Origin of the sequence: Herbihabitans rhizosphaerae (assembly GCF_004216555.1) — a bacterium.
GTDB classification, from domain to species: Bacteria; Actinomycetota; Actinomycetes; order Mycobacteriales; family Pseudonocardiaceae; genus Herbihabitans; species Herbihabitans rhizosphaerae.
This window is the reverse complement of sequence record NZ_SGWQ01000018.1, coordinates 1-22787: the sequence shown is the minus strand read 5'-3', so window position 1 is coordinate 22787 and position 22787 is coordinate 1. Positions and strand designations below refer to the sequence as shown.

Genomic DNA, 22787 nt, shown 5'->3' with positions numbered 1-22787 from the left:
GTGAAATAAGGAATTCGGGTGACCTTCCGCGATTACTTTGCGTTGCGGTCGTACGAAATGATCAATGTCCGGGGGATTAATCCGACGTCATTCCGACCGGGGAAGAAGCAGCAACTTGCCCGTCGTTCGCCGCCCCTGCAGGTCCTCGTGCGCGCGGCGGGCTTCGGCCAACTGATACCGCCCGCCGATCCGCACAGTGAGCGCGCCGGAGGTCACCGCGTCGAACAGCTCGCCGGCGCGCCACGCCAGTTCCGCCGGCTCATCGATGTGGTGCGCGAGCGTCGGGCGAGTGAGGAACACCGAGCCGGCCTTGTTCAACCGCTGCGGGTCCACCGGCGGCACCGGCCCGCTCGCCGCGCCGAACAGTGCGAGCGTCCCGCGCTTGCGCAAGCTGGCCAGGCTGCCGTCGAACGTCGTGGCGCCGACGCCGTCGTACACCGCCGCGACCCCGCGCCCGCCGGTCAGCTCGCGCGTCCGCTCGGCGAAGTCGACCTCGGTGTACCGGATCACCTCGTCCGCGCCCGCCTCGCGCGCCAGCTTCTCTTTGTCCACTGTGGACACCGTGCCGATGACCCTGGCGCCGCGGGCCTTCGCGAGCTGCACGAGCAGCAGGCCCACTCCGCCGGCCGCCGCGTGCACGAGCACCGTGTCGCCCTCGGCGATCGGGTAGGTCGAGGTCACCAGGTAGTGGGCGGTCAGGCCCTGCAACGGCACGGCCGCGGCGGTCTCGTCGTCCACGCCGTCCGGCACCCGCAACGCCGCGTGGGCCGGTATCACCGCCGCTTCCGCGTAGCCACCCGCCGCGTCGGCCCAGGCGACCCGGTCGCCCGGCGCGAACCCGTCGACGCCCTCGCCGACCGCGCGCACCGTGCCGGCACCCTCACGGCCGGGCACGAACGGCAGCTCCAGTGGGTAGGCGCCGCTGCGGTGGTACGTGTCGATGTAGTTCACGCCCGCCGCGGCCACGTCGATGAGCAGCTGGCCCGGCCCGGGCGGCGGCGCGTCCAACTCCACGAGCTGGAGTACCTCTGGCCCACCGGTTTCCGACACCTGGATCGCTTTGCTCATGGCCCCGACGCTACAGATTCCGCAGCGCCTCCCGCTTGGACAGCGGCGAGAGGTCGGGGTGCGTGTCCACGAAGTGGACCACCCAGCCGGGATCCACTCGGGTGTGCTGCCGCAGCGCCCAGCCGATTCCCTTGCGCAGGAAGAAATCCCGGTCCCCGATGCTGGGCTCGATGCAGTCGGCGAGCAGCTCGGTGTCGGTGTCCGCCTTGCTCCCGAGCTGGCAGATGATCGACGTGCGGCGCTTCCACGGATCGGCGTCCCGCGCCCACCGTCTCATGTGGACGGACATCTCCTCGGGGTGCGCGCGCAGGATCGGCCCGACCCGCCGGCTGGCGATCTCGTCCACGTAGTCCCACCACGCCCCGGTGACGATCAGCTCCTCGTACAGCGGCAGCCGCTCCGGCGTCTGCCACGGCCGATACCGGCGATCACCGGTCAGATCGATCGCCAGGTAACGCTCTTCGCGGAAGGAAGCGTCGCGCCACAACGAGAGCACTGCTCTCGTCCAGCTTTCTACATCTGGCAGCGCGTGCTCGGCGAACAACGTCTTGGCCAGCTTCGCGCGCTCCGGCTTGGGCACGCCCCGATACGGCATCTCCGACTTCATGTAGCGCCGCATCTCGGGCGCCCGCGCGGGATCGGCCGACTCCGCCAGGGCTCGGCGGGCGGCGTCCACCAGGGCGGCTGATGACATGAAAGCCTTCCATGACACGCCGTTCCCGTTCGGTCGCGGCCAGTTTCGGTCTTTAGTAGGGTCCGCCCCGGCGAGGGCTCGACAAGACTCTCGCACACGTCTGCCGGTGCGCCTGTGAGCCCGGCGGGAGACCACGAAAAGAGTCACTGTGAAGAAGATCGTTGCCGCGGTGGCGGCAGCCGGCGTCGCCATCACCGGCGTCGTGCTGCTCGCACCTTCTGGCGCGTCGGCCGCGCCGAGCGCACCAGGGCAGTACGCTCCGCCCGCGATCGCGTGGGGTGCGTGTGCCGACGAGTCCTTGAAGAAGGCCGGCGCCGAGTGCGGCATGCTGGACGTGCCGCTCGACTACGCCAAGCTGGACGGCGAGAAGATCCAGATCGCCGTGTCGCGGGTCAAGCACAAGGTCCCCGACGCCCAGTCCCAGGGCCCGATCCTGGTCAACCCGGGCGGTCCCGGCGGCTCGGGTCTGATCTACGCGACGCTGGGCGCCAACGTGCCGAACAAGGTCGGCGAGGCCTTCGACTGGATCGGCTTCGACCCGCGCGGCGTCGGCTCGAGCAAGCCGGCGCTGTCCTGCGACCCGAACTACTTCACTTACAACCGGCCCGAGTACGTGCCGGTCCACCCGAACATCGAACGGGTGAATCTGGAGAAGGCCAAGGGGTACGCCGAGGCGTGTGGCAAGGCCGGCGGCAAGCTGCTGGACCACGTCAAGACGACCGACACGATCAACGACATGGAGAGCATCCGCAAGGCGCTCGGTGTCGAGCAGATCAACTACTACGGGTTCTCCTACGGCACCTACCTCGGCCAGGTCTACGGCACGCTGCACCCGGAGCGGATGCGTCGCGTGGTGATGGACGGCGTGGTGAACCACAAGGACGTCTGGTACAAGGCGAACCTCAACCAGGACATCGCGTTCGACCGCAACATCAAGATCTACTTCGAGTGGATCTCCCGCTACGACAACGTGTTCCGCCTCGGCAAGACCGGTCACGAGGTCGAGCGCCAGTACTACGCGCAGCGCGACAAGTTGGGCAAGAAGCCGGCCGGCGGGGTGATCGGCTCCAGCGAGTTCAACGACCTGTTCCTGCCGGCCGCCTACGGCCAGCGCCGCTGGGAGGACATCGCCAAGGCGTTCTCCGGCTGGGTGCACCGCGGCGAGTGGGAGCCGCTGAAGGCGCGCTACGACGCGGCGAACGGGCCGGGCGACGACAACGGTTTCGCCATGTACAACGGCACTCAGTGCACCGACGTGCAGTGGCCGGAGTGGAAGCAGCAGCGGTTCGACAACTGGACCACGCACTTCCGCGCGCCGTTCCAGACCTGGGCCAACGCCTGGTACAACGCGCCGTGCCTGAACTGGGCGGCGAAGGCGAGCAAGCCGGTGTCGGTGGACGGTGCCAAGGCGCCGCCGGTGCTGCTGATCAGCGAGGAGCTGGACGCGGCCACGCCGTACCCGGGCGCGCTGCAGGCCCGGCAGAGCTTCCCGAAGTCGAGCCTGATCAGCCTGCCGGGCGGCACCGTGCACTCCGGCTCGCTGGGCGGCAACGCGTGCGTCGACGACCGGATCGCGGAGTACCTGGCCACTGGCAAGTTGCCGGAACGCAAGCCGGGCAACGCCTCCGACGTGCAGTGCACGCCGAAGCCGCAGCCGGTGCCGAAGGGTGCGAACGTGGCCACCCGGGAGCACGGCACGGTCGGCCTCGACTCGCGGGCGACCCTGCTGGGTCAGCTGCTGGGTCGTCGCTGACGATCGCGTGAACGGTGGCCCGGTCGCAGTCGCGACCGGGCCACCGTCCTGTGTGGACTGTCCTTAGTGGACGGACACGATCCCGTGGTTGTGCATGTCGTGCCAGCCGTCGGCGTGCGGGCCGGCGCTCACGCTGGTGCCCTCCGCGACATAGCCGACCTTCTCGGCGACTCGGCAGGACGCGATGTTGCGGGTGGAGTGCCGCAGCCACAACCGATGCAGCCCCAACTCGTCGAAGGACCACCGGGTGATCTCGACGGTCGACTCGACGGCGGCGCCGCGCCCGCGTGCCTCGGGCAGCACCCAGTAGCCGACCTCGGCGTGCCCCTCGGCCAGATCCACGGTGCGCAGTGACACCCGGCCCAGCAGCACGTCATCGGGGTCGGTCACGGCCCAGGACGCGCCGGCCTCGGTCGGCCACGCCTCGATCTGACCGGTGATCCACGCCCGCGACTCGTCCAGGTCGTCCATGGACCGGCAGTGCCAGTGCCGCACGTCGGGATCGGCGTAGGCGCGCAGCACGGCCGGCGCGTCGTCACGCCGCCACGGCCGCAGGACGAGGTGCTCGGTGCGCAGGGTGGGCTGCGGCTGGGCGCGCATGGCACCCGGGGTGATCACCGGACCGGGGATGCTCGGCATGACCGACGTCTACCACGAGACGCGTCAGAGAGCCGACACCTTTTGCCGCACGGTCGCGGCGAGCCGGCCGGTCGCGGTGCCGCCGGCGAGGCTCGCCACCACGCCGAGCCGTCGGGTGAGCCGCTCGCGGGCGGTGTGCGGTCCCCAGCTCCAGTTTTCGGTCACCAGCCGCGCGAGCTGGTCGCGCCGGCCGCGTTCGGACCGCTGTACGAGCGCGTCGCCGCGCAGCGCCCAGGCGACGCAGTGGTCGATCACCGACCCGGGCTCGCCGCTGCCGCCCGCGCCGCGCCAGCCGTCCCGGTAGACCGCCTCGGCCTGGCGGATCTCCACGTCCGACAGCGTCGGGCACAGGCCGCAGGTGGGGAACCCGGCGCGCAGGTAGGACAGCTCGGCCGCGCCGTCGCCGAGGGACGCCTGCTCGAAGTCCACGAAGTAGGCGCGCCCGCCGACCGAGAGCACGTTGCCGTAGCAGGGGTCGCCGTGCAGCAGCGCGGTGCGCGGCGCGGCGGCGAGCCGTTCGACGAGCGCGGCGAGCTCGGCGGCCGCGTCGTCCGGCACGGTGATCCACAGCTTGGTGCACAGACCGACGAACGCGTCCACATCGGACTGTCTGATGTGGACGGCGTCGGGCAGGTCCGGCTTGGCGGTCGAGCCGAGCGCGTGCAGCCTGGCCAGCGCGTCGGTGAAGGTCACCAGGCTCGGCGGGTTCTTGGCGGTCTCCAGGTGCTCCAGCACGACCACGTGGTCGTCCGGCTCGGAGCCGAGCAGTTCGGGTACGAGCGGCGGCTCGACGGCGGCCGCGGCGTGCAGTGCGGTGGTCTCGCGGTCGAACCGGGCGTCCGCACCGTCACCGAGGAACTGCTTCACGACCGCCGGTGTCTCGCCGAGCAGGACACGCCACACGTGCGAGCCGGGGCTGCTGTAGAGCTTCCCGACATCGGACGGCTGGCCGAGTTCGGCGCGCAGCCGTTCCGACACCGGCGGCGTGTCTGGCGAGATCATCGCGGCACACCGTACGCGATCACGGTTGCGCGCGTCGCACCTTCCCCGCCACCTCGTCCAGCGCCGCACGTGTGGCTCGGCGCCCTGTGCGCGTGTCGCCGCGAAACCGCGGGATGACATGCAGGTGCACGTGGAAAACGTCCTGGCCGGCGGCCGCACCGTCGGCCAGGGACAGTCGCACGCCCTCGCAGCGCAGGTCGGTGCCGGCTTCGATCTCGCAGAACACACAAGCCTGGTGCACCTGATGCTCCTTAAACTTCCTTCGAATACCTGTTGATAGGGAATGATAGAGTAGTTTTCATGCAGCAGGAGTTGTTCACGGCGGACGAGGTGGCGGCGCGGCTGGGATTGCACGTGCGCACCGTGCGCAACTATGTCCGCGACGGTCGCCTCAAGGCCACGCGCATCGGCAAGCAGTACCGGATCGCGCGCGCGGACCTGGAGGAGTTCACCGGCCAGCCGCTCACGCCGACGGTCCGGGACACCGTCAGCCGGCAGCGGCACGTCGAGGCGTCGAGCATCGTCGACATCGACGCGATCAGCCCGGAGGCGGCGAGCCGGATCAGCACGATGCTGACCGCCGGGGCCGCGCGCCGCGACGGCGACCAGCGGCTGCGCCTGGAAACGATCTACGACGAGGAACGCGCCCATTTGAAGATCGTGATCGTCGGCGGCCTGACCACGAGCGCCCACATTCTCGGCTTGATCAGTTTCGTACTGGAGGACACATGAGCACCATCTACAAGTCGGAGGCGGGCGAGCGTCTGCTGCGCGAGACCTACGAGAAGACCCTGGAGCACTGGCCGGTGCCGAGCGAGCACCTGCGGGTGCCGACGCCCGAGGGGGAGACCTTCGTCGTGGCGTCGGGTCGGGAGAGCGCGCCGCCGCTGGTGCTGCTGCACGGCTCGGGCAGCAACTCGATGGAGTGGATGCCGCGGATCGCGACCCTGGCCGAGCACTTCCGGGTGTACTCGGTGGACATCATCGGCGAGCCCGGCCTGAGCGCGCCGTCCCGCCCGCCGCTGGAGTCCGACCGGTACGCGGTGTGGCTGGACGCCGTTCTCGATCACCTCGGCGTCGACCGGACGCGGATCCTGGCGATCTCGCTCGGTGGCTGGGTGGCGCTGGACTACGCCTCCCGGCGGCCCGAGCGGGTGGAGCGGATGGCACTGTCCTGCCCGGTCGGCGTCGGTCGGCAGAAGTGGGGGTTCCTGCTGAGGGTCGGCGTGCTGAACCTGTTCGGCGAGTGGGGCAAGCGCAGGTCGATGGCGCTGATCCTCGGCTCGGAGTACTCGACGATGAAGCCGGAGCACGTCACGGCGATCGGCGAGCGTCAGCACCTCGTGGCCAAGCACTACCGCTACCGCACCACGTTGCCGGTGCTCGGCGACGACGCGCTGCGCCGTCTCGCCATGCCGCTGCACGTGCTCGCCGGCGCGCGGGACGTCATGCTGGACACCGCGACGACCAAACGCCGGCTGGACGCGCTGGTGCCACACGCGACCGTGCGCCTGCTGCCTGGCGTTGGCCATCTGATCGTGGGGCACGAGGACGAGCAACTGGAGTTCCTCACCTCGGGAGGGGTCCCGGAGAGTCCGCGATCGAATGGCGCGTGATCGGAACACGTACACGCGCAAGTCTTCTCGCCGGACTCGCGGTACTCGCCATGGCCGGGTGCTCGACGGAGACTCCCGCGGCACCTCCGCCGACGTCCAGCGCGAGCACGTCCACGCCCTTGCCGGACGTCCCTCCGCCGGCGACGTCTGACACGCCGCCCGCAGCGTCGCCGCCACGTCTTCCTCCGCCGGCGGTGGCTGCTGACGGGACCAACCTGGGGGCGTGCCGCGACGGCGTCTGCGAGGTGATCGTGAAGGTGCGGGACCGGATCCCGATACCGGGGATTCCCGTCACCGTCGCCGCGCTCGACCCGACCACCGTGACCCTGCGGATCACCGGCGGGCCGGGCGGTCAGTACGGCTGCTCGCCGTGCCGTATGCAGTCGACCGACTCCGGGACGACCTTCACCGCGGCGGCCGGGGCCCGGGTCACCGTGCCCACGCACGTGATCGACGTCCTGTCGTTCACGCCCGGCGGGGTGATGCTGCGGATCGGGGCGAAGTAACCGACGGCACACCCCCACCCTTTGAGTGATCTTGCGTAGTCGTGCATAATCATGCACATGGTTCGGGTGGCGGTCGCGGGCGCGAGCGGATACGTCGGGGGAGAACTCCTCCGGCTGCTGCTCGCGCACCCCGACGTGGAGATCGGTGCGCTCACCGCCGGCGGCAACGCCGGCACGACGGTGGGGGAGCACCAGCCGCACCTCGTGCCGCTCGCCGACCGAGTGCTGGGCGACACCACGCCGGACGCGTTCGCCGGCCACGACGTGGTGTTCCTCGCCCTGCCGCACGGTCACTCCGCCGAACTCGGCGCGGCCCTCGGTGACGACACGCTCGTGATCGACTGCGGCGCCGATCACCGGCTCGTCAGCGCCGAGGACTGGACCCGCTGGTACGGCGGCGAGCACGCCGGCACCTGGCCGTACGGCCTGCCCGAGTTGCCCGGCGCGCGGGAGAAGCTCGTCGGCACGAAGCGGATCGCCGTCCCCGGCTGCTACCCGACGGCCGCCTCACTCGCCCTCGCGCCCGCCCTTGCCGCCGATCTGGTGTCACCCGATGTGGTGGTCGTGGCGGTGACGGGGACGTCCGGCGCGGGCAAGAGCCTGAAACCGAACCTGCTCGGCTCGGAGGTCATGGGCTCGGCGAGCGCGTACAACGTCGGCGGCCTGCACCGGCACACGCCGGAGATCGCGCAGAACCTGAACGGCGCCACCGTGTCCTTCACCCCGGTGCTGGCCCCCATGGCGCGCGGCATCCTGGCCACCTGTTCCGCGCCGCTCAAGTCCACTGTGGACAGTGCGGCCGCTCGCGCGGTGTACACCAAGGCCTACGCCGACGAGCCGTTCGTGCACCTGCTGCCCGAGGGCACCTGGCCGGCCACCGCCGCCACCGTCGGCGGAAACGCCGTGCACCTGCAGGTGACCGTCGACCCGGACGCCGGACGGCTGGTCGCCGTCGCGGCGATCGACAACCTCACCAAGGGCACCGCCGGAGGGGCGATCCAGTCCATGAACATCGCACTCGGGCTGCCGGAGACGGCCGGCCTGTCCACCGTGGGAGTCGCGCCATGACCGTCGATCGGACGCGGGGAGTCATTGCCGCCCAAGGGTTTCGGGCGGCCGGCGTGGCCGCCGGGATCAAGCCGGACGCGCGCAAGGACCTCACCCTGGTGGTGAACGACGGCCCGTCCGACGCGGCCGCCGGAGTGTTCACCACGAACAAGGTGAAGGCGGCGCCGGTGCTGTGGTCGCAGCAGGTACTCACCACCGGCAGGCTGCGCGCCGTGGTGCTCAACTCGGGCGGCGCGAACGCGTGCACCGGCCCCGAGGGGTTCCAGGACACGCACGCCACCGCGGAGAAGGTGGCCGCCGTACTCGGCACCGGCGCGGTCGAGGTGGCCGTCTGCTCCACCGGGCTGATCGGTGAGCGGCTGCCGATGGACGCCGTGTTGTCCGGTGTGGACACTGCCGCCGCCGCGCTCGCGAACGCGCCGGAGGCCGGCCTGGACGCGGCCACCGCCGTGATGACCACCGACACCGTGCCGAAGCAGTCTTCCTTGTCGTACAACGGTTTCACCATCGGCGGGTTCGCCAAGGGCGCCGGCATGTGCGCGCCCGACATGGCCACCATGTTGTCGGTGATCACCACGGACGCGGTGGTCGATCAGGCGTTCCTGGACGACGCACTGCGCGCGGCGGCGAACCTCACCTTCCACACGCTCGACGTCGACGGTGGCACCTCGACCAACGACACGGTGCTGGTGCTCAGCTCCGGCGCCTCCGGCGTCCAACCGACGGGCGAGGACTTCGCGGCAGCACTCGCCGCGGTGTGCGGCGATCTGGTCTTCCAACTGCAGGCCGACGCGGAGGGCGCGACCAAACACGTCATGGTGACTGTGCGCGGTGCGGCGACCGACGCGGAGGCCGCCGCCGTGGCGCACACGGTCGCGCAGGACAACCTCTGCAAGACGGCGTTCTTCGCCTCCGACCCGAACTGGGGGCGCATCGCCATGGCCGTCGGCTACGCGCCCGCCGAGTTCGACGGGTCCGCGATCGACATCACGCTCAACGGCGTGACCGTCTGCAAGGCCGGTACGAAGGGCGCCGACCGCGAGCACGTCGACCTGTCCGGCAAGGAGATCAGCGTCGTGATCGACCTGCACGCCGGCCGGGGTGAGGCCACGGTACTGACCACCGACCTGTCGCACGCCTACGTCGAAGAGAACAGCGCGTACTCGTCATGACGATCACCGAGGCGTCCGCGAAGGCCGGCGTGCTGATCGAGGCTTTGCCGTGGCTGCAACGGTTCCACGGCAAGACCGTGGTGATCAAGTACGGCGGCAACGCGATGGTGGACGACGAGCTGAAGGCCGCGTTCGCCCAGGACATGGTGTTCCTCAAGCTCGCCGGCATCCACCCGGTCGTGGTGCACGGCGGCGGCCCGCAGATCACCGCGATGCTCGACAAGCTCGGCATCCCCGGCGAGTTCAAGGCCGGCCTGCGGGTGACCAACGCGGAGACCATGGACGTCGTGCGGATGGTGCTCACCGGGCAGGTGTCCCGCGAGCTGGTCGGCTTGATCAACGCGCACGGCCCGTACGCGGTCGGCATCTCCGGCGAGGACGCGCACCTGTTCACCGCGAAGCGGCGCACCGCGGTGGTCGACGGCGAGGAGTTCGACCTCGGCCAGGTGGGCGAGGTGGTCACGGTCAACCCGGACGCCGTGCTGGACATCGTGCGCGCCGGCCGGATCCCGGTCGTCTCCACCGTCGCCGCCGACGTGGACGGGATCACCCACAACGTGAACGCGGACACCGCCGCGGGCGCGCTTTCCGTTGCCCTGCAAGCGGAGAAGCTCGTGGTGCTGACCGACGTCGAGGGCCTGTACGCGGACTGGCCGGATCGCGGTTCGCTGGTGCACCGGATCGGCGTCGAGGCGCTGGAGAAACTGTTGCCCAGCCTGGACAGCGGCATGATCCCGAAGATGGAGGCGTGCCGAAACGCGGTGCGCGGCGGGGTCGCCCGAGCGCACGTGATCGACGGGCGGCTCGCGCACTCGGTGCTGCTCGAGGTGTTCACCAGCAGTGGAGTCGGAACGATGGTGCTACCCGAGGGGGAGCAGTGATCCAGTCCAATGTAGACGGTCAGACTCGGTGGTCGGCCGCCCTGATGAACAACTACGGCACGCCCGGGCTGAGCCTGGTGCGCGGCGACGGCGCCTACGTGTGGGACGCCGACGGCAACCGCTACCTGGACCTGTACTCCGGTATCGCGGTGAACGCGCTCGGCCAGGCGCACCCCGCCGTGGTGGCCGCGGTGACCGAGCAGATCGGCACCCTCGGGCACGTGTCCAACTTCTTCGTCGCGCGGCCGACCCTGGAGCTGGCCGAGAAGCTGGTCGAACTCGTTGGCGCACAAGCGAAGGTGCTGTTCACCAACTCCGGTGCGGAGGCCAACGAGGCGGCGTTCAAGCTGGCTCGGCTGACCGGCCGGCCGAACATCGTGGCCTGCGAGAACGCCTTCCACGGCCGCACGATGGGCGCGCTCGCGCTCACCGGGCAGCCGGGCAAGCGGGATCCGTTCCAGCCGCTGCCACCCGGCGTGCACCATGTCCCATTCGGCGACATCGCCGCACTGGAGTCCACTGTGGACGATCAGACGGCCGCGGTGTTCCTGGAGCCGGTGATGGGCGAGGGCGGCGTGCTGCCCGCGCCGGACGGCTACCTGCAGGCCGCGCGGGAGATCACCGCGAAGGCCGGCGCGCTGCTGGTGCTGGACGAGGTGCAGACCGGCATCGGGCGGCTCGGCTCGTGGTTCGCGTTCCAGCAGGCCGGCATCGTGCCGGACGTGATCACCCTGGCCAAGGGGCTCGGCGGCGGGCTGCCACTCGGCGCCTGCGTCGGCGTGGGCGCGGCCGCGGACCTGTTCGGGCCGGGCCAGCACGGCACCACGTTCGGCGGCAACCCGGTGTGCTGCGCGGCCGGCCTCGCGGTGATCAACACGATCGCGGACCTCGGGCTGGTCGAACACGCCGGGGTGATCGGCAAGGAGTTGGCGTCGGGCATCGAGGCGCTGGACCACCCGCTGATCGCCGGCGTGCGCGGGTCCGGCCTGCTGCTCGGCGTCACGCTCACCAAGCCCGTCGCGCCGGCCGTGGTGGCGGCCGCACGGGATGCCGGCTATCTGCTGAACAACACGCAGCCGGACACCATTCGACTCGCGCCCCCGCTGATCATCGATCACGAGCAGGTCGAGGCGTTCCTCGCCGCGTTGCCGTCCGCTCTGGACGCAGGGGAGAACTGACCATGGTGCGGCACTTCCTGCGCGACGACGACCTGACACCCGACGAACAGCGCGCGGTGCTCGATCTCGCCGACGAGTTCAAGGCGGATCCTTTGCGCAGCAAGGTTTTGCTGGGCAAGTCGGTGGCGACGATCTTCGAGAAGAACTCCACCAGGACCCGGCTGTCCTTCGAGGTCGGCATCCATCAGCTCGGCGGCCAGCCGATCGTGGTGGACGGCCGGACGATGCAGCTCGGGCGGGAGGAGACCATCGAGGACACCTCGCGGGTGCTGTCCCGGTACGTCGACGCCGTGGTGTGGCGGACCTTCGCGCAGCGGCGCATGGAGAAGATGGCCTCCGCGTCCGCCATTCCGGTGATCAACGCGCTGACCGACGAGTTCCACCCGTGCCAGGTGCTCGCCGACCTGCAGACGATCCGCGAGCGGCACGGCAAGCTCGCCGGGCTCACGGTCACCTATCTCGGCGACGGCGCCAACAACATGGCGCACTCGCTGCTGCTCGGCGGCGCGCTGGCCGGCATGCACGTGCGGGTGGTGTCGCCGGACGGGTTCCAGCCGCTGCAGGAGGTCATGCTGGACGCCAAGCACCACGCGTCCGACAGCGGCGGCAGCGTCACCGTGCTGACCGACGCGCAGGCCGCGGTGGACGGCGCCGACGTGATCGTCACCGACACGTGGACCTCGATGGGCCAGGAGAACGACGGGCTGGACCGGGTGACGCCGTTCCGCGGCCTGCAGGTCAACGCGGAGCTGCTGACCAGGGCCGCGCCCGGCGCGATCGTGCTGCACTGCCTGCCGGCGCACCGCGGCCAGGAGATCACCGACGAGGTGCTGGACGGGCCGCACAGCGCCGTGTGGGACGAGGCGGAGAACCGGCTGCACGCGCAGAAGGCGTTGCTGGTGTGGCTGTTCGGAGGGCTGTCATGACCTCGGCCACCCGTGTGGGACGGCAGGCGCGGATCGTCGCGCTGGTGTCCACGATGGCCATCCGCAGCCAGTCCGAGCTGGCGAAAATCCTTGCGGCGGAAGGGATCGAGGTCACCCAGGCGACACTGTCCCGCGACCTGGACGAACTCGGCGCGGTGAAGCTGCGCGGCGCGGACGGCGGTGCCCCGGTGTACGTGATTCCGGAGGACGGCAGCCCGGTGCGCGGCGTGCAGGGCGGCACTTCCCGGCTGACCCGCCTGCTCGGCGAGCTGATGGTGTCGGCCGACTCGTCGGCCAACCTCGCCGTGTTACGAACCCCGCCCGGTGCCGCGCAGTTTCTCGCCAGCGCGATCGACCGGGCAGCCCTGCACGAGGTCGTCGGCACCATCGCCGGCGACGACACCCTCATGGCCATCGCCCGTGAGCCGATGACCGGGGCCGATCTGGCCGCCAGGTTCGCCGCGATGGCCGACGGTGACACGCACGAGGCGATCCACAGCGAAGGAAGAGAAAGTTGAGCAAGGTTCTCACCTCCCTGCCGAAGGGAGAGCGGGTCGGCATCGCCTTCTCCGGCGGTCTCGACACCTCGGTGGCCGTGGCCTGGATGCGCAGCAAGGGCGCGGTGCCGTGCACGTACACGGCCGACATCGGGCAGTACGACGAGTCCGACATCGACGGAATCCCCGGCCGAGCGCAGGAGTACGGCGCGGACATCGCTCGCGTCTTGGACTGCAAGCAGCAACTCGTCGAGGAAGGTCTCGCCGCCATGGCGTGTGGCGCGTTCCACATCCGCTCCGGTGGCCGCGTCTACTTCAACACCACGCCACTCGGCCGTGCCGTCACGGGCACCATGCTGGTGCGCGCCATGCACTCCGACAGCGTCGACATCTGGGGCGACGGCTCGACGTTCAAGGGCAACGACATCGAGCGGTTCTACCGCTACGGCCTGCTGGCCAACCCCGAGCTGCGGGTGTACAAGCCGTGGCTGGACCCGGATTTCGTGCACGAATTGGGCGGCCGGCAGGAGATGAGCGAGTGGTTGATCGCCAACGGCCTGCCCTACCGTGACGCGGCGGAGAAGGCGTATTCCACCGACGCCAACATCTGGGGTGCCACCCACGAGGCGAAGACCCTCGAACACCTCGACGTCTCGCTGGAGACGGTCGAGCCGATCATGGGCGTGCGGTTCTGGGACGAGTCGGTGGCCATCGAGCCGGAGGAGGTCACCGTCCGGTTCGAGGCCGGTCGCCCGGTCGCGATCAACGGCAAGACCTACGACGACCCGGTGGCCCTGGTGACGGAGGCCAACGCGATCGGCGGGCGGCACGGTCTCGGCATGTCCGACCAGATCGAGAACCGGATCATCGAGGCCAAGTCCCGCGGCATCTACGAGGCGCCCGGCATCGCGCTGCTCTGGATTACCTACGAGCGGCTGCTCAACGCGATCCACAACGAGGACACCATCGCCAACTACCACCTCGAGGGACGCAAGCTCGGACGGCTGCTCTACGAGGGCCGCTGGCTCGACCCGCAGGCGCTGATGCTGCGCGAGGCGATCCAGCGCTGGATCGCCTCGTTGGTCAGCGGCGAGGTGACACTGCGGCTGCGGCGCGGCGAGGACTACACGATCCTGGACACCCGGGGCAGCAACTTCTCTTATCACCCGGAGCGGCTGTCGATGGAGCGGGTTTCCAACGCCGCGTTCGGTCCGACCGACCGGATCGGCCAGCTCACCATGCGCAACCTCGACATCGCCGACTCGCGCGACAAGCTCGAGTTCTACGCCGCGCAGCCGCTCGACCAGGGCCAGGTCCTCGTCGAGCACGGCACGCTGTTCGGCGAGTTGCCCATGGGCGGCGGGGAGCGGATCACGGCCAACCCGGCGTTGGCCGGCGACGAGCAGACGGCACTCGACGAGGCCGCGATGGAGTCGGGAACCGACTGATGAGCGATCACACAAGCAAGCTGTGGGGCGGTCGGTTCGCGTCCGGTCCGGCCGAGGCGATGGCCGCGCTGTCGTTGTCCACGCACTTCGACTGGCGGCTCGCGCGCTACGACATCGCGGGTTCGCGGGCGCACGCGCGGGTGTTGCACCGGGCGGGACTGCTGTCCGAGGACGAGCTGACCGCGATGCTGGCCGCGCTGGACAAGCTCGAGTCCGATGTGGACAGTGGAGCGTTCACACCGGTGCCGGCCGACGAGGACGTGCACACCGCGTTGGAGCGCGGGCTGATCGAGCGTGCCGGCCCGGCTCTCGGCGGGAAGCTGCGGGCCGGCCGGTCGCGCAACGACCAGGTGGCGACCCTGTTCCGGATGTGGCTGCGCGACGCCGCCCGGCAGGTCGCCGCGGGTGTGCTCGACGTGGTGGATTCCCTTGTCTCCCAGGCGAAGGCGCACCCCGATGCGGTGATGCCGGGCCGGACGCACCTGCAGCACGCGCAGCCCGTGCTGCTGGCGCACCACCTGCTGGCGCACGCCCAGTCGCTGCTGCGGGACGTGGACCGGCTGCGCGACTGGGACGCGCGGGCGGCACTGTCGCCGTACGGGTCGGGCGCGCTGGCCGGCTCCTCGCTGGGGTTGGATCCGGCCGCCGTCGCCGCGGAGTTGGGCTTCGACGGGCCGGTGGAGAACTCGATCGACGGGACCGCGTCGCGGGACTTCGCGGCGGAGATCGCGTTCGTGCTCGCGATGCTGGGGGTGAACCTTTCGCGGATCGCCGAGGAGGTGATCCTGTGGAACACGGCGGAGTTCGGCTACGTGACGCTGGACGACGCGTGGGCCACCGGGTCGTCGATCATGCCGCAGAAGAAGAACCCGGACGTGGCGGAGCTGACCCGTGGCAAGTCCGGTCGGCTGATCGGGAACCTCACCGGTCTGCTCGCGACGCTGAAAGCGCAGCCGCTGGCGTACAACCGGGATCTGCAGGAGGACAAGGAGCCGCTGTTCGACTCCGTGGAGCAACTCTCGCTGGTGCTACCCGCGGTCGCCGGGATGCTCGGGTCGATGACCGTGCACACCTCGCGACTGGCCGAGTTGGCGCCGGCGGGGTTCACGCTGGCCACGGACATCGCGGAATGGCTTGTGCGGCAAGGGATCCCGTTCCGCGAGGCGCACGAAGCCGCGGGCGAGTGCGTGCGGCTGGCCGAGGCTCGTGGCGTGGGCCTCGACGAGTTGACCGATCAAGAACTGGCCGGGGCGCACTCGGCGCTCGGCCCCGAGGTGCGCTCCGTGCTGACGGTGACCGGGTCGGTGGCCTCTCGGGACGCCTACGGTGGCACCGCGCCGGTGCGGGTGGCCGAGCAGCTCGGGCGGCTCGAGTCACGGGTGACCGACGCGCGCTCCTGGCTGGCCTGACCTCGCGAGTCCCGCGCTGCGCACCGGCGAGTCCCGCGCTCCGCACACAAAGGGGCGGTCCGCTCCACCGGCCTGGGGGACACCGGGAGCGGACCGCCGTCCGTAATGCTAGCCCGCGACGGTGTCGGCCGCTGCCGCAGGGGCCCACCTGCGTACGGTCGCCGGCATGATCGATCACTTGGTCTACGCCACCCCAGACCTCGCCACCAGCACCGCCGACCTGACCACCGCGGGGTTGACGCTGAGCGAAGGCGGCTCACACGTCGGCCTCGGCACTCGGAACGCACTGGCCGACCTCGGCGACGGCGCGTACCTCGAGGTGGTCGGACCGGACCCGGAACAACCCGCGCCCGAGCACCCCCGCCCGTTCGGGATCGACGACCTGACCGCGCCGAAGCTCCTCGCCTGGGCCGTGCGGGTCTCCGATGTGGACGACGTGATCCGGCACGCCGTCGAGGCCGGCTACGACCCTGGCCCGGCGTTCCCCATGTCCCGCAGGCGAACCGACGGCGTCCTGCTCGAATGGCGGCTCACCGTTCCGGACATCTCCGACGAATGGCGCGTCGTCCCCTTCCTGATCGACTGGGGCGACACACCCCACCCGTCCGACACCGCCGCCAAGGGCAGTCGGCTCGCCTCCTTCACCGTCCAGCATCCGCGACCCGGCGAGATCACCACACGGCTGACCGCCCTGGGCCTCCGCACACCGGTCGAACAGGCGCCTCGGCCCGGGCTCGTCGCCGTCGTGCGCACGCCGACCGGGGACGTCACCCTCGGCTGAGTGCGACTCGGGGATCAGCGCCGGTTGATCGCCAATCAGCAGATCGGTTGATGCCGCGCGCCGGCGGCGGCCCATAGCTTTGCCGCTGACAGGGCCAATCGAACTCGGGGGCACACCATGTCCGACGTCAATCGTCGTCGCTTTCTCACCGGAACCGTCGCGGCGGGCGGCGCGCTCGCCGTCGCCGGCACCACACTGCCCACCGTCGCGGGGGCCGAGCCCGCCTCGGCACTGGACAACCCGTCGCTCGGCCCGGTCACCGTCACCAAGGGCGACCCGCGCTACCTCGACCTGCGCATCAAGGGCGTCAACTCCAGGTTCACCACCGACCCGGAGCGCTTCCACCTCGTCGGCTCCACCGAGCAGGTGGTCGACGTCGTGCACACCGCCGTCCGGCAGAACAAGCGGATCACCGTTCGCGGCGGCGGGCACAGTTGCGAGAACTTCGTCGGTGACGGCGCCCAGGTGATCATCGACCTCTCCGAGTTGCACGACATCTCCTTCGATCACCGCCGCAACGCGTTCGTCGTCGAGGCCGGCGCCACCCTTCGCGAGGTGTTCAAGACGCTCTACCTCGGCTGGGGTGTCACCGTCCCCGGTGGACAGTGCGGTGAGGTCGGCGTCGGCGGACACTTCGCCGGCGGTGGCTACGGCCCGCAGTCCCGCCTGTTCGGGTCGGTCGTCGACTACCTCTATGCCGTCGAGGTCGTCGTCGTGGACCGGGACGGCCGCGCCCGCGCCGTCGTCGCCACCCGCGAACCCGACGACCCCAACCGCGATCTCTGGTGGGCGCACACCGGCGCGGGCGGCGGCAACTTCGGCGTCGTCACCCGCTACTGGCTGCGCGACCCGAAGGCCAGGGGCAACGACCCGTCGCGCCTGCTGCCGCGCCCGCCCGGCGAGCTGCTCGGCGCCACGATGCTGTGGAGCTGGGACACCGTCACCGAGGAGCGCTTCGCCAACCTGCTGCGCAATTACACCGCGTTCTTCGAGAAGCACAGCGCGCCGGGCGACAAGTACGCGAGCCTGTTCAGCGCGCTGCTGATCCCGAGGAAGACGGCCGGCGCCGACCAGGGCGGCTTCGTCCTCGCCGCCACGCTCGACGCGAACCTGCCCGGCGCCGAGCGGCTGCTGCGCGAGTTCACCGACGCCGTCCAGGTCGGCGTGCCCGCCGCGGTGGTCAGCCCCGCCGAGCGCACGCCCTGGCTGACGAGCGCGCTGGGGTCCGGTACCAACGGCGAATCCGGCCGCTACAAGCAGAAGTCCGCCTACCTCAAGCGGCGGTACACCGGCGAGCAGTGCAAGACGATCTACCGCCACCTCACCGAGAACCCCGCACCCGCCGGCGCGCAGGAGGCGCCGATGCTGTGGCTGCTGTCCTACGGCGGCGCGGTCAACGCCGCGAAGCCCGACGCGACCGCCATGCCGCAGCGCGACTCGATCATCAAGGCGATCTACCTGATCAACTGGGACGACGCGAAGGGTGACGCCGACGGGATTCGCCGCGTGCGCGAGTTCTACCGCGACGTGTACGCCACGACCGGCGGTGTTCCGGTGCCCGACGACGCCAACGACGGCTGCTACATCAACTACCCGGACGTCGACACCGCCGACCCGGCCTGGAACACCTCCGGCGTGCCGTGGCACACGCTCTACTTCAAGGACAACTACCCGCGACTGCAGCGGATCAAGGCGGCATGGGATCCTCGCGACGTGTTCCACCACGCGCTCTCCATCAGGCTGCCGTGAGACAGCTGCACCGCGACGAACTCGCGATCGATCCGGTCGACGCGGCCAAGCTTCTGCTCGGCTGCGTGCTCGAGGTGTCGACCGACGACGGCACCGTCGGTGTGCGCCTGACCGAGGTCGAGGCGTATCGCGGTGCGGACGATCCCGCGTCGCACTGCTACCGGGGCAAGACCCCGCGCAATGAGGTGATGTTCGGCCCGGCCGGACACCTCTACGTCTACTTCGTCTACGGCATGCACTTCTGCGCGAACGTGGTGTCGCTGACCGACGGAGTGCCGGGGGCGGTGCTGCTGCGCGCCGGTGACGTCGTGTCCGGACTCGACGTGGCCAAGGCACGCAGGCCGGCCGCACGCAGTGTCAACGAGCTCGCCAAGGGCCCGGCCCGACTCACGTCGGTGCTGGGCCTGCGGCGTGATCACAACGGCGCGGACCTCACCGCGCCGGACGCCACGGTGCGCCTGTACGCCGGCGATCCGGTCGACGACGAGACAGTCCACAGTGGACCACGGGTCGGCGTGGCGCTGGCCAAGGACGTGCCGTGGCGCTTCTGGCTGAACGGCGCGCCGAGCGTCAGCGCCTACCGCCGAGGCGCCAAACGACGTCGCTGACACCCGCGCTGGTGTGATCCACTGTGCCGGTGAGCACGGCCGAACGGATTCGCCAGGCGATGTCCGGTGACTACTGGCGAGTGTTCGACGCGCTGGTCGCCGAGTCGCCTCCGGATCTCGTCCCGGCCGTGCTCGACCGGTACCGGCGCGAGCCGGCGGATCGGCCGTTCCTGATGCACCTGCTGCGCCGGCTGGACGGCGCGGACGAGTTGCTGCCGCGACTGCTGTCCGACGTGGACGGTCAGCACGCCGCGACGCTGCTTTCCGAGCTGACCAGGCGTGGTGTGCCGGTCCCGGCCGGCGAGATCGCGCGGCTGCTCGGCGACGCGGAGGCGGCGCGGGCCGCGACGGCGGCGGCCGGACTGTCCGGCGACCGGTCACTGACCTCCGCGCTGCGCCCGCTGCTCGCCGATCCGCCCCTTCGGTCGGCCGCCGCGATGGCGCTCGGCCGGCTCGGCGCGACCGAGTGCACCGGCGACCTGACCGACCTGCTCGGCATCGTGGAACCGCGCGAGCACGAGATGATCGTTGTGGCGATCGAGCGGATGGGTGATCCGGCGGCGGTGCCCGCACTGCTGGCCCGGCTGCTCCACGCGCCCGATTCGACGGCCTGGGGACTGCATCACGCGCTGTCCGTCCTCACCGGACGCGAGCCGCTGGTTCCGTTGTACGACAACGAGTCCACGTACGCCGCCAATGTCAGAGCCGCATGGTCCACTGTGGACGCCAGCGGGCCGGCGGTCGGCGATGTGGAGCTGATCGACAGGGCCCGAGCGCGGCTCACCGTGGACCAGGGGAGCGGCGTGGTCTCGATCGACTACGACCCGACGACGCCCGGCTCGTCATGGCCGCGCTGGGGTCGGTCGCTGTTCGTGCGCGAACGGCGGGTGTACGGCCTGGGCTCGGACTGCGGCACTTGCGAGGCGTTCCTGCACCTCGCTGGATGGCCGGCCGACCGGGCCAGCGGGCTGGCCGGCGACCTGCGCGAGGCGCTGGCCGACGTGCCCGCGCTCACCCCGGAGCTGATCGACGCGGCCCGCCCGCTGTGTGCCGGACTGCGGACCGGCCACTATCTGGTGACGCTCACGGACCTCGATCTGGTACCTGTGACCGCCGTCGAGTCGTCTTGGCTCACCCGGCGCGACGAACCGCAATGGCTTGGTGCGCAACACTTCCAGCTCCGCGCGCCGATACCCGGCGAAGTGCCGTCGTTCGGCGTGATCGCGCCGACCCAGCCGCTGGACGACCTGGCGCCGGACACCGTCGAGACCCACACCGAGGCGATCCGCGCCGGCGCCCGCCCGGCGGCCGTCGCGCTGTCCTGGGCCGATCAGCGGCACGTCGAGGGTGAGCACACCGAGCGGTTCCTGTTCGGTGTCGTACTCGACGGCCACCACAAGCTGACCGCCTACACCCGACTCGGTATCCCGGCTCGGACGCTGCTGCTCACCCGGGTGGAGGACTGCTGGGGTCCGCCGGGCGATCGAGGTCGCTGGCACGACGAACTGACCGCGCCGTTGCGCGTCGGGCAACGCCGTCGGGCGTAGCCGCACCCGGCGTATACGCCAGGACGCGCACGCGCGGTGTCGCCGGTGGACGGACGCGCGCGGGGGTACCTCGGCCGCAGACTCCACGCGTCACAACGCGGGATGGGAGTCGAAGATGGGCAGTGCGACAGCGGTGAACCAGACTGGTGCCCGGGCGATCGCGGCCGGCGGCATGGTGGTGGCGGCGATCGGAATCGTGGTCCAGATCCTGGGCGGCGCCGGCTACCCGACGGTTCCACCAGGGCTGATCATCGCCCTCGCGGTGGGCGCGATCGTGTGGTTCGTGCCGTGGCGTTGGATTTCCGTCCTCGCGATCCTCGCCGGCGTGTTCTTCGTGGTCGGGTTGTTCCCGTCCGGCACCGCCGGCCAGCTCTCCGACGTCGATCACCTCGGCATCTTCGTCGGAACGTGGGTCATGGTCTTCGGTGGCGTGGCCTCGGCGGTGTACGGCGCGATCGCCATGCGCGAGGAGAAGTCCTCCGACGCGACCGGGTAATCGGTTGGCCGCTGAGGAATGATGGGCAACCGTGAGTGAGCACATTCTCGATGAGCTGACCTGGCGCGGCCTGATCGCGCAGTCCACCGATCTCGACGCGTTGCGCAAGGATCTCGACGCCGGGCCGCTCACCTTGTACGTCGGTTTCGACCCGACCGCGCCGAGCCTGCACGCCGGCAACCTCGTTCCGCTGCTGATGCTGACCCGGTTCCAGCGGGCCGGGCATCGTCCGATCGTGCTGGCCGGCGGTGCGACCGGCATGATCGGCGACCCTCGGGACACCGCGGAGCGCAGCCTGAACACGCTGGACGTGGTGCGGGAGTGGTCCGACCGCATCCGGGGCCAGCTCGAACGGTTCGTCGATTTCGGTGGCGAGAACGGCGCGATCATCGTGAACAACGCCGACTGGACGGCGAACATGCCGGTGCTGGATTTCCTGCGCGATGTCGGCAAGCACTTCTCGATCAACGTGATGTTGGCCCGGGACACGGTGAAGCGGCGGCTCGACGGTGACGGCATGTCCTACACCGAGTTCAGCTACCTGCTCCTGCAGTCACACGACTACCTGCGGCTTTTCCGCGAGTACGGCTGCACGCTGCAGTGTGGCGGGTCCGACCAGTGGGGCAACATCATCGGCGGCGTGGACCTGGTGCGGAAGGTGGACGGCGGGGCGGCGCACGCCCTGACCGCGCCGCTGGTGACCGACGCGGAGGGGCGCAAGTTCGGCAAGTCCACCGGTGGCGGCAATGTGTGGCTCGATCCGGAGATGACCTCGCCGTACGCCTGGTACCAGTACTTCGTGAACGTGGGCGACGCCGACGTGATCAGGTACCTGCGGCTGTTCACCTTCCTGACGCGCGAGGAGATCGACGCGCTGGAGGCCGACACCGCGGAGCGCCCGCACCTGCGTGCGGCGCAACGCAGGCTCGCCGAGGAGTTCACCAAGCTGGTGCACGGTGAACGGGAGACCTCGCAGGTGATCACGGCGAGCCAGGCGTTGTTCGGCAGGGGAGAGCTGCGCGAGCTGGACGCCGGCACGCTCGATGCCGCGATGGCCGAGGCGCCGACCGGGACGACGCGACTGACCGACGAGCCGACGATCGTGGATTTGCTGGTCGCCAGCGGTCTGGCGCAGAGCAAGGGCGCGGCCCGGCGGACGGTCAACGAGGGCGGCGCGTACGTCAACAACACCAAGGTGACCTCGGAAGACTGGGTGCCGGGCGCCGGCGATCTGCTGCACGACAAGTGGCTCGTGCTGCGGCGCGGCAAGCGCAACACGGCGGGCGTTGAGGTCCTTCGGTGACCCGAGATCATTTTATTCGTGTGTCGACCGTCACAGCCCAGCGCGGATTTGGGTCCGATACTGTGGCTGTGGCGGTCACGCACGCCTTCTGACCAGGGGTTTTCCTGCGGTTCATCTAAAGGGACCCCCCGATTTGATCGCCCAGATCGGGTCGTGTAACTTTCTCTCTGCCAGCGCGGAACGGGCTCGGAAAGCCGGAAGGCCAGACGGGAACGACGCGAAGGCGGGGGTCACGAACCAAGCTCCCACCGGCAGGTGGTAGAGTGGGTGACCTTGGCCCGGAGGCATCCGGACCGCAAATCAACGAAGTAGTACTAGCCCCCAAAGGCTGCGTCGGTGACGCGTTGATGGGTGTGCGTGTGTTGTTTGAGAACTCAACAGTGTGCCGATGTAAGCCAGTAGAGCTTATTATGAACCCCTTTGTGGGTTCCTTTGAGGATTGACTA

The 22787-nt window shown here is 70.1% G+C and carries 23 protein-coding genes; 18 read left to right on the top strand and 5 right to left on the bottom strand.

Going from position 1 to position 22787, the window contains the following annotated elements; all coding sequences use genetic code 11:
• Positions 1-87: 87 nt before the first annotated feature.
• Both EV193_RS31735 and EV193_RS31730 read right to left on the bottom strand, forming a co-directional pair.
• A complete protein-coding gene (locus EV193_RS31735) occupies positions 88-1068 on the bottom strand; it encodes a quinone oxidoreductase family protein (RefSeq protein ID WP_130348661.1) in 981 nt (326 codons plus the stop codon).
• 10 nt (positions 1069-1078) lie between these two features.
• Positions 1079-1762, bottom strand: coding sequence for a DNA alkylation repair protein (locus tag EV193_RS31730; RefSeq protein WP_130348660.1), 684 nt, complete (start codon positions 1760-1762; stop codon positions 1079-1081).
• 148 nt (positions 1763-1910) lie between these two features.
• Here EV193_RS31730 and EV193_RS31725 point away from each other — a divergent pair, with 148 nt between their 5' ends.
• A complete protein-coding gene (locus tag EV193_RS31725) occupies positions 1911-3515 on the top strand; it encodes an alpha/beta hydrolase (RefSeq protein WP_130348659.1) in 1605 nt (534 codons plus the stop codon).
• A 63-nt stretch (positions 3516-3578) separates the two neighbouring features.
• Here EV193_RS31725 and EV193_RS31720 read toward each other — a convergent pair whose 3' ends face one another.
• Genes EV193_RS31720 through EV193_RS31710 form a run of 3 tightly spaced genes read right to left on the bottom strand, consistent with a single transcriptional unit; the run spans position 3579 to position 5397 of the window.
• Positions 3579-4154, bottom strand: coding sequence for a GNAT family N-acetyltransferase (locus tag EV193_RS31720; RefSeq protein ID WP_130348658.1), 576 nt, complete (start codon positions 4152-4154; stop codon positions 3579-3581).
• 24 nt (positions 4155-4178) lie between these two features.
• Positions 4179-5156, bottom strand: a complete 978-nt coding sequence (locus tag EV193_RS31715; protein WP_165401578.1) for a phosphotransferase family protein — start codon at positions 5154-5156, stop codon at positions 4179-4181.
• A 19-nt stretch (positions 5157-5175) separates the two neighbouring features.
• The gene (locus EV193_RS31710) at positions 5176-5397 is read right to left on the bottom strand and encodes an HIT family protein (RefSeq protein WP_242613815.1); all 222 of its coding nucleotides are present in this window, start codon (positions 5395-5397) and stop codon (positions 5176-5178) included.
• Between the two features lie 59 nt (positions 5398-5456).
• Here EV193_RS31710 and EV193_RS31705 point away from each other — a divergent pair, with 59 nt between their 5' ends.
• From EV193_RS31705 to tyrS, 17 genes are all read left to right on the top strand, one after another.
• The gene (locus EV193_RS31705; RefSeq protein ID WP_130348656.1) at positions 5457-5888 is read left to right on the top strand and encodes a helix-turn-helix domain-containing protein; all 432 of its coding nucleotides are present in this window, start codon (positions 5457-5459) and stop codon (positions 5886-5888) included.
• Positions 5885-6772 (top strand): alpha/beta fold hydrolase, encoded by an 888-nt coding sequence (locus tag EV193_RS31700; protein ID WP_130348655.1) that lies wholly within the window; start codon positions 5885-5887, stop codon positions 6770-6772. Before EV193_RS31705 ends, EV193_RS31700 begins: the two co-directional genes overlap by 4 nt.
• Before the next feature lie 194 nt (positions 6773-6966).
• A complete protein-coding gene (locus tag EV193_RS31695; RefSeq protein WP_130348654.1) occupies positions 6967-7278 on the top strand; it encodes a hypothetical protein in 312 nt (103 codons plus the stop codon).
• A 51-nt stretch (positions 7279-7329) separates the two neighbouring features.
• Complete coding sequence (gene argC / locus EV193_RS31690) at positions 7330-8346, top strand: N-acetyl-gamma-glutamyl-phosphate reductase (RefSeq protein WP_130348653.1); 1017 nt, start codon at positions 7330-7332, stop codon at positions 8344-8346.
• Positions 8343-9518: a bifunctional glutamate N-acetyltransferase/amino-acid acetyltransferase ArgJ gene (gene argJ / locus EV193_RS31685; RefSeq protein WP_130348652.1), complete on the top strand. Its 1176-nt coding sequence runs from the start codon at positions 8343-8345 to the stop codon at positions 9516-9518. Before argC ends, argJ begins: the two co-directional genes overlap by 4 nt.
• On the top strand, positions 9515-10399 hold the full coding sequence (gene argB, locus EV193_RS31680; protein WP_130348651.1) for an acetylglutamate kinase: 885 nt from the start codon (positions 9515-9517) through the stop codon (positions 10397-10399). The genes argJ and argB overlap by 4 nt, the downstream gene beginning before the upstream one ends.
• Positions 10400-10443: 44 nt before the next feature.
• Positions 10444-11577 (top strand): acetylornithine transaminase, encoded by a 1134-nt coding sequence (locus EV193_RS31675; protein ID WP_242613822.1) that lies wholly within the window; start codon positions 10444-10446, stop codon positions 11575-11577.
• A 2-nt stretch (positions 11578-11579) separates the two neighbouring features.
• Positions 11580-12503, top strand: coding sequence for an ornithine carbamoyltransferase (argF, locus tag EV193_RS31670; RefSeq protein WP_130348649.1), 924 nt, complete (start codon positions 11580-11582; stop codon positions 12501-12503).
• A complete protein-coding gene (locus tag EV193_RS31665; protein WP_130348648.1) occupies positions 12500-13021 on the top strand; it encodes an arginine repressor in 522 nt (173 codons plus the stop codon). The genes argF and EV193_RS31665 overlap by 4 nt, the downstream gene beginning before the upstream one ends.
• A complete protein-coding gene (gene argG / locus EV193_RS31660; protein ID WP_130348647.1) occupies positions 13018-14448 on the top strand; it encodes an argininosuccinate synthase in 1431 nt (476 codons plus the stop codon). Before EV193_RS31665 ends, argG begins: the two co-directional genes overlap by 4 nt.
• On the top strand, positions 14448-15857 hold the full coding sequence (gene argH / locus EV193_RS31655; RefSeq protein WP_130348646.1) for an argininosuccinate lyase: 1410 nt from the start codon (positions 14448-14450) through the stop codon (positions 15855-15857). The genes argG and argH overlap by 1 nt, the downstream gene beginning before the upstream one ends.
• Before the next feature lie 166 nt (positions 15858-16023).
• Entirely contained in the window at positions 16024-16638 is a 615-nt protein-coding gene (locus EV193_RS31650) for a VOC family protein (RefSeq protein WP_130348645.1), read from the top strand.
• A gap of 117 nt (positions 16639-16755) precedes the next feature.
• Positions 16756-18387 (top strand): FAD-binding oxidoreductase, encoded by a 1632-nt coding sequence (locus EV193_RS31645; protein ID WP_130348644.1) that lies wholly within the window; start codon positions 16756-16758, stop codon positions 18385-18387.
• Positions 18336-18995, top strand: a complete 660-nt coding sequence (locus tag EV193_RS31640) for a DNA-3-methyladenine glycosylase (RefSeq protein ID WP_130348643.1) — start codon at positions 18336-18338, stop codon at positions 18993-18995. The genes EV193_RS31645 and EV193_RS31640 overlap by 52 nt, the downstream gene beginning before the upstream one ends.
• 29 nt (positions 18996-19024) lie before the next feature.
• Complete coding sequence (locus EV193_RS31635) at positions 19025-20542, top strand: HEAT repeat domain-containing protein (RefSeq protein WP_130348642.1); 1518 nt, start codon at positions 19025-19027, stop codon at positions 20540-20542.
• A 115-nt stretch (positions 20543-20657) separates the two neighbouring features.
• Positions 20658-21038, top strand: coding sequence for a hypothetical protein (locus EV193_RS31630; RefSeq protein ID WP_130348641.1), 381 nt, complete (start codon positions 20658-20660; stop codon positions 21036-21038).
• A gap of 31 nt (positions 21039-21069) precedes the next feature.
• Complete coding sequence (gene tyrS / locus EV193_RS31625; protein WP_130348640.1) at positions 21070-22341, top strand: tyrosine--tRNA ligase; 1272 nt, start codon at positions 21070-21072, stop codon at positions 22339-22341.
• The last annotated feature ends 446 nt before the right edge of the window (positions 22342-22787 follow it).